The sequence below is a fragment of the Fructilactobacillus florum DSM 22689 = JCM 16035 genome (assembly GCF_001436645.1).
GTDB classification, from domain to species: domain Bacteria; phylum Bacillota; class Bacilli; order Lactobacillales; family Lactobacillaceae; genus Fructilactobacillus; species Fructilactobacillus florum.
Window position 1 is genome coordinate 20,595 of sequence record NZ_AYZI01000001.1, and the last position, 15,539, is coordinate 36,133.

General features: G+C 43.8%; 11 protein-coding genes. All 11 read right to left on the minus strand.

Going from position 1 to position 15,539, the window contains the following annotated elements; translation table 11 throughout:
* Nucleotides 1-13: 13 nt before the first annotated feature.
* Entirely contained in the window at nt 14-2,671 is a 2,658-nt protein-coding gene (gene alaS, locus FC87_RS00155; RefSeq protein ID WP_056961268.1) for an alanine--tRNA ligase, read from the minus strand.
* Between the two features lie 253 nt (nt 2,672-2,924).
* Nucleotides 2,925-4,286, minus strand: coding sequence for a DEAD/DEAH box helicase (locus FC87_RS00160; protein WP_009166560.1), 1,362 nt, complete (start codon nt 4,284-4,286; stop codon nt 2,925-2,927).
* Nucleotides 4,287-4,291: 5 nt separating this feature from the next.
* The gene (locus tag FC87_RS00165; RefSeq protein ID WP_009166559.1) at nt 4,292-5,251 is read right to left on the minus strand and encodes a DHH family phosphoesterase; all 960 of its coding nucleotides are present in this window, start codon (nt 5,249-5,251) and stop codon (nt 4,292-4,294) included.
* A gap of 65 nt (nt 5,252-5,316) precedes the next feature.
* On the minus strand, nt 5,317-6,414 hold the full coding sequence (dinB, locus tag FC87_RS00170; RefSeq protein ID WP_056961270.1) for a DNA polymerase IV: 1,098 nt from the start codon (nt 6,412-6,414) through the stop codon (nt 5,317-5,319).
* A gap of 78 nt (nt 6,415-6,492) precedes the next feature.
* Complete coding sequence (gene yajC / locus FC87_RS00175; protein ID WP_054690019.1) at nt 6,493-6,858, minus strand: preprotein translocase subunit YajC; 366 nt, start codon at nt 6,856-6,858, stop codon at nt 6,493-6,495.
* Nucleotides 6,859-6,912: 54 nt separating this feature from the next.
* On the minus strand, nt 6,913-7,923 hold the full coding sequence (gene ruvB, locus FC87_RS00180) for a Holliday junction branch migration DNA helicase RuvB (RefSeq protein WP_009166556.1): 1,011 nt from the start codon (nt 7,921-7,923) through the stop codon (nt 6,913-6,915).
* Between the two features lie 9 nt (nt 7,924-7,932).
* The gene (gene ruvA / locus FC87_RS00185) at nt 7,933-8,529 is read right to left on the minus strand and encodes a Holliday junction branch migration protein RuvA (protein WP_009166555.1); all 597 of its coding nucleotides are present in this window, start codon (nt 8,527-8,529) and stop codon (nt 7,933-7,935) included.
* Between the two features lie 18 nt (nt 8,530-8,547).
* Nucleotides 8,548-10,437: a DNA mismatch repair endonuclease MutL gene (mutL, locus tag FC87_RS00190; protein WP_009166554.1), complete on the minus strand. Its 1,890-nt coding sequence runs from the start codon at nt 10,435-10,437 to the stop codon at nt 8,548-8,550.
* 2 nt (nt 10,438-10,439) lie between these two features.
* Nucleotides 10,440-13,010: a DNA mismatch repair protein MutS gene (mutS, locus tag FC87_RS00195; RefSeq protein WP_056961272.1), complete on the minus strand. Its 2,571-nt coding sequence runs from the start codon at nt 13,008-13,010 to the stop codon at nt 10,440-10,442.
* Between the two features lie 13 nt (nt 13,011-13,023).
* Nucleotides 13,024-13,833: a TIGR00282 family metallophosphoesterase gene (locus tag FC87_RS00200; protein ID WP_009166552.1), complete on the minus strand. Its 810-nt coding sequence runs from the start codon at nt 13,831-13,833 to the stop codon at nt 13,024-13,026.
* Nucleotides 13,834-13,920: 87 nt separating this feature from the next.
* On the minus strand, nt 13,921-15,477 hold the full coding sequence (rny, locus tag FC87_RS00205) for a ribonuclease Y (RefSeq protein ID WP_035422505.1): 1,557 nt from the start codon (nt 15,475-15,477) through the stop codon (nt 13,921-13,923).
* Between the last annotated feature and the right edge of the window lie 62 nt (nt 15,478-15,539).

Consider the following 15,539-nt stretch of genomic DNA (forward strand, 5'->3'; position numbering starts at 1 on the left):
CTGGTGCAGTCTGCTAATCAGTACTTACCTCGGTCAGCCACTGTCTTGTAGCAGCAAGTGCTTGAGGCATCCCGGCTGGATTCTTGCCACCAGCTTGAGCCAGATTGGGACGACCACCACCCCCACCGTCAATTTGAGGGGCGATTGCCCGGATTAAATCACCGGCTTTCAGACCTGCTTGAACTTGGTTTGCTGCCACTGCAACTAATAAATTGGCTTTGTCACCAGTCGTGGCGCCTAACACCAGCACATCAGATAGGTGTTGATCGCGCCACTGATCCGCCAGTACACGTAGCTGATTCATATTAGTATCTGCTAAGCTGCCAGCAATCAACGTCCGTCCATTAATAGTTTCTGGTTGGGAAAACAACTGGTGAACAGCTTGTTGGGCTAACTGAGCCTCTAACGACTCCTGCTTACTTTCCAGTGACTTGATTTGCTGTTGTAACTCTGAAACTCGGTCGAACGTTTGCCCAACAACTGGTGCTTTGACAGCAGCTGCAACCTTATGCAACTGGCGATCTTGTTCGTTAAGATACTCAAAGGCCGGTTGCGAAGTGAGTGCTTCGATTCGACGAATTCCCGCTCCAATCCCCGTTTCATTAGTAATTTTAAACAAGCCAATTTGGCTAGTATTTTGAACGTGGTCGCCTCCACAAAACTCAACGGAAAAATCCCCCGCTTTAACAACCCGAACCTGATCCCCATATTTATCATCAAACAGGGCAATCGCCCCCATCTTGCGACCTTCTGCCTGACTGGTCACGACCGTTTCGACAGGCAAACTCGCAAAAATTTGTTGATTAACTAGCCGTTCCACCTGTGCCAACTCTCGTTGTGTTACGGCTTTCGCATGGGTAAAATCAAACCGTAGATATTCCGGTTTAACCAAGGATCCCGCCTGTTGGGTATGGTTTCCTAGGACGGTTCGCAAGGCCTGGTCAAGCAGATGAGTCGCTGTATGATTGCGTTCAACGCCCCGGTGATAGGCACGATCCACTTCTAAGCGGTAGGTTTGATCGGTTTGTAGCGGCTCCTTGATTCGAACCGTATGCAAATTTTGTCCATTAGGTGCGTGCTGCACATCCACCACTTCAGCGACCTCTGTCCCAGCTTGCGTATAAATCTTACCAATATCCGCTACCTGACCACCCATTTCAGCATAAAAGGGCGTTTGGTCAAAAACAACTTCACAGGTTGTTCCAGCTCCTGTACTTTGCGAGACTATCGCTTCATCAGCAATGATTGCCACTGGTTTCGCCGCTTTAACCGTGAGCTGCTGATAACCAACGTACTCACTAGGTTGCTTAATCTCTAGCAGTAGGTCTCGTTGTACTTTCATTGAACCCTGGTCACTTCTCGCTTTCCGAGCCCGAGTTCGTTGCTGCTCCATTTCGGCATTAAATCCAGCCGCATCAACTTGTAACCCATGATCACTGGCATATTCAGTGGTTAGTTCTAGGGGAAATCCGTAAGTATCATAAAGCTTAAAGGCCTGGTCACCCGAGATTTCAGTATGATTTTGTGACTTAGCCGCATTAATTACTTGATCCAAAAGGTTTAGGCCATCAGTTAATGTGGCATTAAACCGTTCCTCTTCGCTACGAATTAGTCCTTGAATGTACTCACTTTGTCGTAAAACATCTGGATAATGTTGCTGCATAATCTGCCCGACGACGGGTACTAACTGGTATAAAAAAGCGCTCTTGATTCCGAGTTGTCGACCGTTAACAGTTGCTCGTCGTAAGAGCCGCCTGATAACATAGCCACGACCTTCATTAGCTGGCAAAGCCCCGTCGCTAATGGCAAAGGTAATGGTTCTAATATGATCCGCAATCACTTTAAAAGCAACATCGTCTTGCTGATTCTTACCATAAAATCGTTGATCGCTGAGTGCTGCCGTTTTCTTAATAATCGGCATAAACAAATCAGTTTCAAAATTAGTCGGTGCATCTTGGAAAATTGAAAGCACTCGTTCTAATCCCATCCCGGTATCAATATTTTTACGTGGCAAGGGTTCATAATGATCGTCAGCAGTGTGATTAAATTGCGAAAAAACAATGTTCCAAACCTCTAGGTAACGCTCGTTTTCTCCCCCAGGATAATTTTCTGGATCATCGGGGTCAAGTTGATCGTAAGCTGGACCACGATCATAAAAAATCTCTGAATCGGGGCCAGAAGGTCCCTGACCAATATCCCAGAAGTTGTCTTTAATTGGAATTAAGTGGTCAGCCGACACCCCTGTTTTTTCCCACAGCGCCTTTGTTTCTTGATCTTTCGGGTAGTACGTAACGAATAGTCGTTTTGGATCCCAGCCAAACCAACGCTCACTTGTTAACAATTCATAGGCCCAGGGAATCGCTTCGGCTTTAAAATAGTCTCCCACCGAAAAGTTGCCAAGCATTTCAAACAGGGTTTGATGTCGGGCGGTTTTCCCAACATTTTCAATATCATTAGTTCGAATACTCTTTTGAGAACTAGTCATTCTTGGATTTTCAGGTACTACAGAACCATCAAAATATTTTTTCATCGTGGCCACTCCGGAATTAATCCAGAGCAGGGTGGGATCATCTCTTGGAATTAATGAAGCACTTGGAACAATCTGGTGTCCCTTCTCGTGAAAAAAATCCAGAAACATTTGCCGAAGCTCACCGCTACTAAGTTGTTTCATTGTCTGCCTCCATCAAAATAAAAAACACCCTTGCATGCAAAGACGCCAAAACGCGGTACCACTTTGCTTGCAACGATGTCATGTCGTTAACCTCTTTAATCCTATAACGCGGAAACCGAAAACTAATTGGGTAGCACCAAAACGTAACCTAGCAACATTGGTTCTCAGTTAGCCAATTTCCTGTAGTGCTAGTCTTTTCATTAGGCATGTCCCATTAACAACTAATTATAGCGATGCCACCCCGGAGTGTCAATTACTGATACCGCTCTGAATTACGTTTTTTTTGCTTCTTCTGGGCACGAATCTGATTACGCACAGCAATTTTATGTTGTTGCTCATCCGTTCGTTTGATGGCCTGCTTAATCTTTTTCTTATACCCGGGTTTGACTTTTTTTTGCTTCTTTTTGATCATTCCCAACGTTGCACCGGTCAATTGATCATGATGACCACGATAGTTTGCGCGCCGATCACGTTCATAGTAATCAACGAGCTGTCCATTTTTAAGCTGTTTTGGCGTAAACTTAATCCCCATTTTTTCCAGGGCTGTTATCTGAGAATCATCGTCTGGACCATAGATGGTGATTGCGGTCCCGGGCATCCCATTACGTCCTGTTCGCCCGACTCGATGAATAAAATACTCCAAATCGCTCGGCAATTCATCGTTAATTACCAAGGAGACCCCAGGAATGTCGATACCTCTAGCGGCCAAATCAGTGGCAACTACAAACTGGTAATCTAGTGCTTGAATCTGTTTCATCACGCGTTTTCGTACCCGCGGTTCCATTCCACCGTGCACTTTGGCAACCCGCAACCCTTGCTCTTGTAAAAAACCCTGTAGCTGATCAACCCGCTCACGTGTGTTTGCAAAAATCAGAGCCAAGTATGGCTGTCCCATGGTAAGCAACTGGTACAAGAGCTGATTACGATCCTGACCTTTGTCAGATAACAACCAGTTTGAAACGTCATGATTAATCACCGTTTCCGTCGGGATATCATCAATAACTGGATTCTTCATGTATTTACGCAAAAACGGTTGCAACTTGGGAGGGATCGTCGCAGAAAAAACCATCATTTGTAAATTTGCTGGCATCCGCGCAGCTAGCTGATCAACGTCACCCAAAAATCCCAAATCTAACGTCATGTCTGCTTCATCAATCACTAGTTTGGTAGCTAAATTAAGGGCCAGATGTTGACCACGAGCTAAATCCAATAAGCGTCCGGGAGTCCCAACCACAATCTGAGGTTGATCACGCTGTAGTTTTTCAATCTGACGTTCCTTGTCAGTACCACCAACATAATTAGCAATCCCAATTGGATTAGGACTGTGACCAACTAATTCTTGGAGGTTATGATAAATCTGATATGCGAGCTCTCGACTAGGAGTTGTGATAATGACTTGCGGTTGCTTGTTCGCCGGTTCAATTGCATTAACTAATGGCAATAAAAAGGCGTGCGTTTTTCCGCTACCCGTAGCCGACTTTCCGACCACACTTTGCCCACGTTGAATGGTTGGAATCACTTTCATTTGAATCGGGGTTGGTCGTTTAAATCCAAGGTCTTGCAAGGCTTCCAGTAAAAATGGTTGCAAATGATAATTTTGAAATGTCGCACCCATAATGTTTAATTCCTTTCTGATCGGTAATCACTTACCAGCTGATTTAGTTCTGAAATCACCTGGTTGATTTCATGTTCATCTTTGGCAACCGCCCCACTGGCCAGAGCATGTCCGCCACCTCCGTGTCGTTTAGCTAATTCATTAATTTCTGGTTCTTTTGACCGCAAGCGGATCCGATAACTCTGATCTTTTTGCTGGACAAAAATCGCCCATGCTACTACTGATTTAATATTGCCCGGTAACGGAACCACCGCTGACGTACTTTCATCACCAAGCTCCAGTGACTGAATTATTTGGTTAGTAAGTACCACAAAAGCTGCTCCAGCAGCAGAAATCGTTAAATTCTGATATACATAGGCTGATAAGTGCGCTAAAGGAACATCGATTTCATCCTCTTTTTCAGCCACGGCGGTTAAAGAAAAATCGTGTTTAGTCAGTTCACTGGCCACTTGAAAAGTATGGCTGGTAGTTGCTGGATACTTAAATCTTCCCGTATCACCCACAATCCCCGTATAGAGTAATTGCGCAGCTTGGTTAGACATTTTTAGTTCAGCAATGGCTGCATAAAAATCATAAATCATTTCTGAAACACTAGAGGCTTGTTCATTGACCCACATTAAATCTCCGAAAGGATCATCATTTGGGTGGTGATCAATTTTAATTAAAGCGTCCCCCTGGCGATAGCGCTGATCATCGATTCGCGGTTGGTTGGCGGTGTCAACAACTACTACCAGTGCGTGGCGATAGGTTTCATCATCAATCTCATCGGTCTTGCCTAACCACGCTAATCCCGGATACTGCTTTCCCACACAATATACTTGCTTAGTTGGAAAAGTAGCTCTTAAAATTGCGGCCAATCCCATTTGTGAACCGATGGCATCAGGATCAGGGCGCTGATGCCGATGAATAATAATGGTGTCGAACTGCTCGATTTTTGCAAAGATTGCTGTTTGGATATTATTCATAGTTTTCCCTTCATATTTCAATGTCAATATCTCAGTATAACGCATCTTTACAAACTAGCCAATTTCTATTTAACTTCTAGTGGCAAGGTTAAATTAGTAAAATGCAAATTAGCTAAATTTGTCACCGTCAGCCCCAATAACCGAATTCCACCCGGTTTAGACGGTAGCGTGGTTAGTATCTGCATCGCGGCTTCTTGTAGTTCATCAACATCGTTTGCGAAAAAATCGCTCCGTGTTAACCGCCGAGTGCGCATCGTAAAATCAGCATAGCGAACTTTTAAAACTAATGTTTTCCCGTGTAGTTGGCTTTTTTGTAATCCAGAGCAAACCTCTTTCGCTAATCTTGATAAGACCGTTTGAATCGTAAATAAATCCGTCAAAAAATGGCGGAAGGTCTCTTCCTTCCCTAAGGATTTTCGCAGACGCTGTCCGATAACCGGCCGATCATCAATACCACGTACCCGCCGATACAAAATATAACCCAACTTACCAAACTGGTTAATTAACAGCGCCTCTGACAACTGGTAAAGATCAGCTCCTGTTTTAATCCCCAGTTGCTCCATTTTGATGCTAGTCTGTTTGCCCACTCCACGAAAACGCTGAATTGGTAATCGCTTCAAAAATGGTAGCGCCTCCTGCTCGCTAATCATGGTCATTCCCGCAGGTTTTTGATAGTCAGATGCTTCTTTTGCTAAAAACTTACAGTATGAAATCCCCGTTGAACAAGTTAAATGGGTCTTTTCCCAAATCTCACTTTGCAAGAGATGGGCCAACCAGACCGGATTGTCAACGTTCATTCGATTGTCAGTTATGTCGAGATAGGCTTCATCAAGAGCAACGCTTTCAATTTGATCAGTATACTCATGAAAAATTTGATGAATCTGATCGGAAACCATTCGAAATAAAGTAAAATCAGGCTGAAAGAAAACTGCTTGTGGACACAGTCGTCTAGCTTGTTCAGCCGGCATGGCGGAGTGAATACCAAACTGACGCGCTCGATAATTAGCGGTAGTAACCACTCCACGACCACCGGTTAAATTAGGATCTTTAGCAATCACTAGAGGTTTCGTTTGCAAGCTTGGATGCTCACGCTCGACAACCGAAGCAAAAAACGCATCCATATCAACATGTATGATTTTTCGAAGGGGGTTTTGTACCTGCATTTAAATCTAAGCCGACCTTTCTTGCGAACGTATGTTCTAAATTAGTTTAAGAAAAAAAGTCTGAAGCGTTTCCAGACTTTATTTATCTGTTGGTTGCTCATTTTCAGCTGGAGCTGCTGCTGGCTCAGTAGTAGCTTTAGTAGGAGCTGGCTTGGCTGCCGGACCTTCGTCAGAAGCTGGCACCGGTCGATCGACCTTCGCAATGGCGCCTAAATTAAACCGTAAATAAACACCGTCACAGTCCAAAGACACTAATTTTTGGTCGCGATCAATACTATCAACCGTTCCGTGCAGACCACCAATTGTAACAACTTGATCGCCCTTTTTCATCGTTTGAAGGGTTTCACGATGCTTTTGCTGCTGTTTTTTTTGTGGTCTAATCATGAAGAAGTACATTAGTCCAAACAAAACCACTAAGATTATAATCGAGCTAATTTGTCCCATTTTATTCACCTCGTTTTAGTCATTATAACAGATTTATAAATTAGTGCCTAGCATCTATTCCGTTGCTGTCGGTGGTTTTCTTCCTAAATGTCGAAATCCTTTTTCAGTCACCATCCGACCGCGTGGGGTTCGTTTTAGATAACCCGTCTGTAACAAGTAGGGTTCAACCATTTCTGTAATCGTTTCAGTCTCTTCGCCTAGATTAGCTGCTAAGGTATTTAATCCTACTGGACCGCCATGATACAAATCAATCATCGTCTCCAACAAATGTAGATCGGTTCGATCTAAACCAGCTGGATCAACCCCTAAAGCGGTGAGCGCCTGACGAACGCTTGCCACATCAATTTCTTGCTTATGCTGAACCTGCGCAAAGTCGCGAATTCGCTTTAAAAGCCGGTTGGCAATTCTAGGCGTCCCCCGCGATCGTAAGGCAATTTCATGCGCACTATCCAGCGTAATCTTGATGTTAAAAATCTGAGCAGAACGTCTGACGATTCGTTCAAGCTCCTCGGTAGCATAATATTGCATGTGTTCAACAATCCCAAAGCGATTTCGAAACGGAGCATCCAACAAACCAGCCCTGGTTGTCGCCCCGATCAAGGTAAATGGTGGTAGCGAAAAATGAACTGGATGCGATCCCGGTCCCTGACCTACAACAATGTCAATGTAGAAATCTTCCATCGCCGAATACAGCATTTCTTCAACTACCTTGGGGAGCCGGTGAATCTCATCAATAAAGAGAAGATCCCCCGGCGCAAGTTCGTTTAAAAGAGCCGCCAGATCCCCACTTTTTTCAATTGCTGGGCCACTGGTAACTCGCAATTTAACCCCCATCTCATTCGCAATCACGCTCGCCATGGTCGTTTTCCCCAGTCCCGGTGGCCCATAGAGAAGAACGTGATCTAATGACTCTTGCCGTTGTTTGGCGGCGGCAATATAAACCTGCAAAGCTTCCTTAATCTTATTTTGCCCGATATAGGTTGCAAATGACTGGGGACGCAACGTCTGCTCTAAATTTTGATCAGTAGTATCACCAGTTTGAGAAATAATTCGTTCATCAGCCATCTTATCACCTTACTTTGTTAACAATTTTAGACCAGCACGTAAATATGCTTCCGTCGTCTGCACCTCTGACAAATCTAATAACCGAGTTTGCACCATTTCGAGCTGTTTATCTTTGAAGCCTAACGCTTGTAGCGCACTCAGTGCGTCTTGCAACTGTGGATTAGTATTTGCCGGTTGACTCTCGAGTGGGTGCTCCGCGGTAGCTGACTCAATCGCTAATTTATCTTTCAAATCTAAAATTAACTGTTGCGCCGTTTTTTTACCGATTCCTGGAAACTTCGTCAGAAACTTAACATCACTAGTTTGAATGGCCTGAACCAGCCCATCATTGTCATTCCCCGCCATGATTGCTAAGCCACTTTTGGCCCCGATTCCAGAAACATTTAGCAACTGCTCATATAAATGCTTATCTTCAAGGGTTGCAAACCCATATAATGCAATATTTGTATCAGAAACGCTCTGATGAATATACAAACGTTGTTTTGCATCTCCAACCTCATACTGATAAGGATTAGCCACATGAACCAGATAACCAACTCCTGCCACTTCTAAGGAAAGATAGGTTGGCGTAACGCTAGTGATAATCCCATCTAAATATTCATACATGCTGATTCCTCAGTTTCTTTAAAATTCACTTTCTTTACTATCGTGTGTATCTTGAATGCGCTTAAACATTGTCTCTAAATCAGTGTTTGAGAAGTGTACTAGCACGGGGCGACCATGAGGACAGTTGTATGGATTCTCACACTGAGCCAATCTTTGTAACAATGCCACTGCCTGTTTTTGATCCAAATGGTGATTCGCTTTAATGGCCTGTTTACAACTTGCCATGATGGCCGTTTGTTCACGAAAATCTGCTATAGAAACCTGACGGTGAACCAAGACCCAATCAATTAATTCGCGGATCGTACTTTCTTCCTGACCAGCTTTAATCCAGGTTGGATGCTGATGAACTACAAAACTATTAGAACCAAAGGGCTCTAACTGCAGTCCAATGCTAGCCAAAGTCGCTAAATTTTGCTGGATCGTAAGCGCTTCAGCTGCAGAATAATCAAAAATTAGGGGTACTAACAAGGGTTGCTCAGAATTTTCCACTTTGCCCACTGCAACGCGGAGTCGCTCGTAATTAATCCGTTCCTGCGCCGCGTGCTGATCAATTAAATACAAGCCTTCGTCCCCTTCTGCCACCAAGTAAGTTCCATGAACCTGTGCCAAGTAACGCAGACTGGGAAAGGTTTTTAGCGCCGTGGGCTGATTTTCAAATGGTGCCCCAGCTGGTTCTTGAGCGTAGCGCTGTTGAAAAGCCCGCACTGCCGGTTGTTGCAAATCATCACTGGTTTTTACCAAGATCGGAGCGCCCACAACGCTTCTCTGTGTCGATTTTACTGGCTGGTCTGGTTGAGGAGTAGCTGGTAGCTGAGCGATTGGTGGTGTCGCTTCGGTAAGGTTTAAAGCGACTTCCATTTGATTATGCGCAGAGACCGTTGTCCTTACTACCTTATTATCCAAAGCTTGGGGAATTAGATTTTGTTTTTGTAATCGCTGACTAATCGTCTCGGTTAAAAATAAGCCCAACTCCTGATGGTCAAGCAATCGAACCGCCTGCTTGGTTGGCTGGACATTTACATCTAAACGACTTGGGTCAATTGTCAGTTCCAAAATCACCATGGGAAAACGTCCCACCATCAACTTAGAGCCATATCCAGCAATCACAGCTTTACTCAAATCAGCATTGCGCACATAACGACCATTAATAATCAAAGAGATATAATTTCGACTAGCTCTCGTTAATTCCGGTTTGCCAATATAACCATGAACGATGAAATCATCCGTAGACCGATCTACGGCAAGCAGCTGCTTTAAGATCTGATTATTATAAATGCCACCAATAACTTGTTGTAAATTACCTCGACCAGCGGTTTGTAATACTTCTTTTTGATTATGCCGAAGCGAAATGGCAATTTGCGGATGCCCGAGTGCTAGCTGATTAATAGTTTCAGTGATTTTGGCAAGTTCCGTATTGGCTGATTTTAAATAACGACGCCGATGTGGCGTATTATAAAACAAATCAGAAACTACCACCGTGGTTCCTCGTCGACTGGCAGCTGGCTGTTTTGTTCCCAACTGACCACCCATCACCTGCAACTGAACTCCGGGATGAATCCCGTCAGAAGTTTGCATCGTTACTTTTGCAATCGAAGCAATACTTGGAAGCGCCTCGCCACGAAATCCCAATGAATGGATTCTGGTTAAATCCTCCGACTGACTAATCTTACTTGTTGCGTACCTTCGAAAAGCTAACTCAACCTGCTCGGGAACAATTCCTGTTCCATTATCAATCACTTTGATCACTTGGTGATTAGTATCTTCAATTACCACATCAATCTTAGTACTCTGCGCATCAATCGAATTTTCTACCAATTCTTTCACGACCGAGGCTGGTCTTTCAATCACTTCTCCAGCTGAGATTTGATCGGCTAACCTTGTCGATAGTTCATGAATTGCCGTCACCATGGTTAATCACCATCCTTTTTTTGCAACTGTTGCTGCCACTCGTGAACCTGCTGCATCACAAAAAGCGGACTTTTTGCCATCAAATCCAATTGTTTGAGTTGCTGCACCACTTGCTGCACAGCTGGGTTAACTTGTTGATCACCAATCTCAAACAGGGGCAATTGTTGATCACTAGCTGGAGCCTGATTTGCTGCTTGGGCTACGCCCGGTTGCTCCTGTTCTAGTTGATTCAAGATAACCTGCGCCCGTTGTAAAAGTGGTGATGGCAAGCCAGCAAGCTTCGCCACGTTGATCCCATAAGATTTGTCAGCGGGCCCTGGTAATATTTTATGCAAAAACACAAGCTGATCATCCTTTTCAACTGCTCCTACATGCACGTTTTGCAATTGAGGCAGGTGGTTCGCAAGGTCGATGAGCTCGTGATAATGCGTTGAAAACAGCGTCTTTGCATGCACATGGTTATGAATGTATTCAATGATTGCTTGGGCTAAGGCGACCCCATCATAAGTTGACGTCCCACGTCCCAGTTCATCAAAAAGAATGAGGCTATGCCGCGTAGCCAGTTGGATAGCTTGATTGGCTTCTTTCATTTCAACCATAAAAGTACTTTTGCCAGAAATCAAATCATCGGCGGCCCCAATTCTGGTGAAAACTTGGTCAAATATCGGTAAAGTAGCAGTTTCTGCCGGTACAAAGCAACCCACCTGTGCCAAGATTACTATCAAAGCCAGTTGCCGCATATACGTGCTTTTACCCGACATATTTGGGCCGGTAATTAATAAAATTGCGGTCTCTGGTCCCATCACGACATCGTTTGGAACATACTGTTGCGCCCCTAAAACTTCTTCCACCACGGGATGACGTCCATTATTAATTTGCAAAGTTTCTTGGTCGTTAAACTGGGGACGCGCAAACTGATGTTGCTCACTAATCGTCGCAAAACTTTGTAATACGTCCAGCTCACTAACCGCGCCCGCTAATTTTTGAACACGCGGAATTTCTAGTTTGATTTGATCACGTAATTTAGTAAACAAGTCATATTCAAGCGTACGTGATTTTTCTTGCGCCTCTAAAATTAAACTTTCTTTTTCTTTTAATGCTGGCGTAGTAAACCGTTCTGCATTGGTTAATGTTTGTACTCGCTCATAGCGATCCGTCGGCACTTTGGTCAAATTAACCTTAGAAATCTCAATGAAATAACCAAACACCCGATTATATTTAATTTTTAAATTGTTAATCCCAGTTGCCGCCCGCTCCTGTTGCTCCAGTTCAGCCAACCACTGGCGACCATGCTGCATCGCATCACGATACTGATCAAGTTTTTCCGAGTAGCCGGGTTTAATTAATCCTCCATCAGTTACAGAAATCGGTGGTTCTGCAACAATGGCAACCTGAATGGCAGTCTGAACATCGTGACAATCATCTAACCGTTGGAGAATCTTTTGAAACTGCGCTTGCTCTAACTCATTTAAAACATGCTTAATTTTAGGAATTTGTGTCAGAGAAGTCTGTAGCTGAATTAAATCACGCCCGTTTACTCCACCAAGTGAAATGCGACCAGCTAACCTCTCTAAATCATAGACCGAAACTAGTGCTTCTCGAAGTTCGTTTCGTTCATAGTAGTGATCTAACAACTCTTGTACCAGCGTTTGTCGCACTTCGATTTGCTTACGTTGTAGTAACGGTCGTTCCAACCATTGTTTCAGCTTGCGCCCTCCCATAGCGGTCTTAGTATCATCAACTACCCCGAGCAACGTACCGCTCTTCTTACCGGTACGAATGTTATGCATTAACTCGAGATTAGCTTGGGAATTATGATCAATTTTAAGATAAGCAGATGGTTGGTATTGCACAGCTGGTTGAATATGCGATAAACTCCGCTTTTGAGTCGCAGCAACGTACGCCAGTAGTACCTGAACTGCTTGGCGTAACAACTCAGTTTGCAACGTTGACGTCTCAACTGGGATGGGATCTGCTTCTTTATCTGCATAAGAAATCATCACTCCCATTTGTTTTAGCTGGGTTAAAAGCTCCTTGGGAACGGTCTCATCTACTACAATCTCCTTGGAGTTCAGATTAGCAACCTCATTGAGCACCTCAAAAGTGGCCGTCAGCTGACACACCTGTAATTCTCCAGTTGAAAGATCTAAAGCCCCCAATCCAAAATGCTGCCCATCACTGGTAAGACCAGTTAGATAGTTATTATTTTTAGCGGTCTTCGAATTACGTTCAAGCTGAGTTCCCGGAGTGATTACTTGCACCACTGCCCGCTTTACCATTCCCTGAGCTTGCTTAGGATCTTCTAATTGCTCACACAAAGCGACCTTATAACCCTTGTCAACTAACACATCAATATAAGTTTGGGCCGATTGGTGTGGAACCCCACACATTGGAATCGGATGTTCAGCATTATGATTTCTAGCAGTTAGCGTGAGCTCCAAGAGCTGGGCCCCTTTAACTGCATCATCATTGAATAATTCATAAAAATCACCAATGCGATAAAATAAAAATGCATCCGGATATTGATCCTTGATTTTTTGATATTGTGCCATCATTGCTGTTTTTGCTGCCATCTACTCACCTTCATTACAATGTTTGATAAGGATGTTCTTTGCTAATTAAAAGTGGTCGGATTCGTTTTGCTAAGCCCGTTTTAGCATCCACGCTAACTAAACAACCAGAAACCACTCCGCTTCCTGCTTGTTGCACGGCGAACCGAGTTGGACGAGCGGTTAGGAATTTGTTAATAACTGATTCATACGTCATCCCAATTACCCCCTCGGCTGGTCCGGTCATGCCCGCATCCGTTAGAAAGGCAGTTCCGCGCGGTAAAATCTGGGCATCCGTAGTTTGTACATGCGTATGGGTCCCAATCATGGCCGTTACCCGCCCATCAAAGTAAAGCGCTAGCGCCTTTTTTTCACTAGTCGTTTCGGCATGAACATCGACAAAGATCACGGAAACTGCTTGCAACTGCGGTTCTTGCAGTAATTTATCTAAGGCCCGAAATGGATCATCCGTGAGTTCCATAAACACTCGCCCTTGCAAGTTAACCACGGCAACCTGAACACCGTTTACGTTTAAAATGGAATAGCCCTTGCCGGGTACTTGATCACCAGGATAATTTAATGGTCGAACTAGCTGGGGAGTATCCGCAATAAAATCAAAAATCTCGGCGTTATTCCAAGCATGATTTCCCAAAGTTACTACATCCGCTCCAGCTGTCATTAATTGTTTGAATAATTTATGACTAATTCCTCGCCCAGTCTTGGTTACATTCTCTCCATTTACGATGGTTACCTGCGGCTTAAAATCGTGCTTCAAGCGTGGCAAATATTCAGAAACTAGTTCCATCCCTCGTTCGCCAACAATGTCACCTAAAAATAAAAACTGCATTCGTCTGCCGCCATTTCTGATTTGATGGTTTTATTTTACCATGGATAAAATAAATAAGGAAAAAGACTAGTAAGCTAATCTTTTTCCTTATTTAGCATATGACACCGAGCGAACTTCCCGAATCACGGTTACTTTTGCGTGACCAGGATGGTTTAAATCGGCTTCAATTTTTTCTTTAATCTCTCGTGCTAACACAATTGCCTGTGAATCAGAAATCTTAGTTGGTTGCGCAATTACTCGAATTTCGCGACCAGCTTGAACTGCATAGCTCTTCTTCACTTCTGGGAAACTATTACTAATCGCCTCTAATTTTTCTAGACGGTGAACAAAGTTTTCCAGGGAATCCCGTTTTGCTCCTGGGCGAGCGATTGAAATGCGATCGGCCACCTCTACTAATTCGGCAACCATACTATGAGGGACGCCATCATCTTGTCCCAAGCGAATGGAATCAATCACTACTGGATCTTCACCATACTTTTTGGCTAACTCGATGCCTGCTTCCACATAGGATTCATCGGTTCCATTTACCGCTTTTCCAATCTCATGCAACAGCCCCGCACGCTTTGCTAAGGTAACATCTTCACCTAATTCTGCTGCAAAAACCGCTGCCAACTTAGCAACCTGAATTGATCGCGATAAAACACTTTGTCCGTATGAAAGCTTGTATTTTAACTGACCAACTAATTTGACTAAATCAGGATTCATAGAATGAATACCCAAATCGAAAATAACATTCTCACCAGTTTCTTGAATCTGCTGGTCAAGTTCTGCCTGGCTTTTTTCGACCATTTCTTCAATTCGAGCTGGATGAATTCTTCCATCTTTAATCAATTTTTCAAGTGCCATTTTGGCAACCGTCCGTCTAATCGGATTAAAACCACTTAAAACTACTGTATTAGGGGTATCATCAATGATCAAATCAATCCCAGTCAGAGTTTCAAAGGTTCTAATATTCCGTCCTTCCCGTCCGATGATACGACCTTTCATATCATCATTTGGTAAAGAGACAGTCGACACCGTGGTTTCAGAAACAATGTCTGCCGAACTCTGTTGTAGCGCTTCCACAATCAAGTTCTTAGCATCATCGGCAGCTGTTTGTTTAGCAGACTCATAATTTTGTTTAATCATCTGCGCTCGCACATCAGCAAGTTGTTGCTTCGTTTCTGAAATGACCAAATCACGCGCTTCTGCTTGTGTCAGCGCTGCCACTCGGTTAACCTCGGTTTGCCTTTTCTCAATAAGTGCCTCTGCATCTTGTTGCTTTTTGTCTAGTAACTGTTTCTCATGGTTCAACTTATCTTCTTGACGATTTAAATTGTCATCACGTTTTTCAAACGAACGATCCTTTCGATCCAGCGCTTCTTCTCGTTTTAACAAATAATCCTCTTGACGCTTGATATCAGAGCGCCGTTTTTTCAAGCCCTTTTCAATCTTAGTCCGATAAGCATTCCCACGCTCACGCGCTTCAGCAAGTGCTTGATTTAAATTCTTTTGCGCTTCTTGCTCAGCTCTTTGCAAAATATCATTTGCATTTTGATGCGCAGCGTCCAGCCGTCTTTCAATGGCACGCTGGTGAGTTAGTTTACCCACAAAAAAGCCAACAATTATAGCGATAGCGGCGCAGGTAATAATAGCAAAAACCATCATTTTCCCTCCGTATCACTGATTTAAACTCATAAAAATGGTTAGTTAAAACCCGCTAACCC

What these genes read in the sequence shown, in the direction of transcription:
- dinB (WP_056961270.1), bottom strand. Translation starts at nt 6,414, where the DNA reads ATGCAGGTACAAAACCCCCTTCGAAAAATCATACATGTTGATATGGAT.
- ruvA (WP_009166555.1), bottom strand. Translation starts at nt 8,529, where the DNA reads ATGTATGAATATTTAGATGGGATTATCACTAGCGTTACGCCAACCTAT.
- yajC (WP_054690019.1), bottom strand. Translation starts at nt 6,858, where the DNA reads ATGGGACAAATTAGCTCGATTATAATCTTAGTGGTTTTGTTTGGACTA.
- alaS (WP_056961268.1), bottom strand. Translation starts at nt 2,671, where the DNA reads ATGAAACAACTTAGTAGCGGTGAGCTTCGGCAAATGTTTCTGGATTTT.
- FC87_RS00165 (WP_009166559.1), bottom strand. Translation starts at nt 5,251, where the DNA reads ATGAATAATATCCAAACAGCAATCTTTGCAAAAATCGAGCAGTTCGAC.
- FC87_RS00200 (WP_009166552.1), bottom strand. Translation starts at nt 13,833, where the DNA reads ATGCAGTTTTTATTTTTAGGTGACATTGTTGGCGAACGAGGGATGGAA.
- mutS (WP_056961272.1), bottom strand. Translation starts at nt 13,010, where the DNA reads ATGGCAGCAAAAACAGCAATGATGGCACAATATCAAAAAATCAAGGAT.
- mutL (WP_009166554.1), bottom strand. Translation starts at nt 10,437, where the DNA reads ATGGTGACGGCAATTCATGAACTATCGACAAGGTTAGCCGATCAAATC.
- rny (WP_035422505.1), bottom strand. Translation starts at nt 15,477, where the DNA reads ATGGTTTTTGCTATTATTACCTGCGCCGCTATCGCTATAATTGTTGGC.
- FC87_RS00160 (WP_009166560.1), bottom strand. Translation starts at nt 4,286, where the DNA reads ATGGGTGCGACATTTCAAAATTATCATTTGCAACCATTTTTACTGGAA.
- ruvB (WP_009166556.1), bottom strand. Translation starts at nt 7,923, where the DNA reads ATGGCTGATGAACGAATTATTTCTCAAACTGGTGATACTACTGATCAA.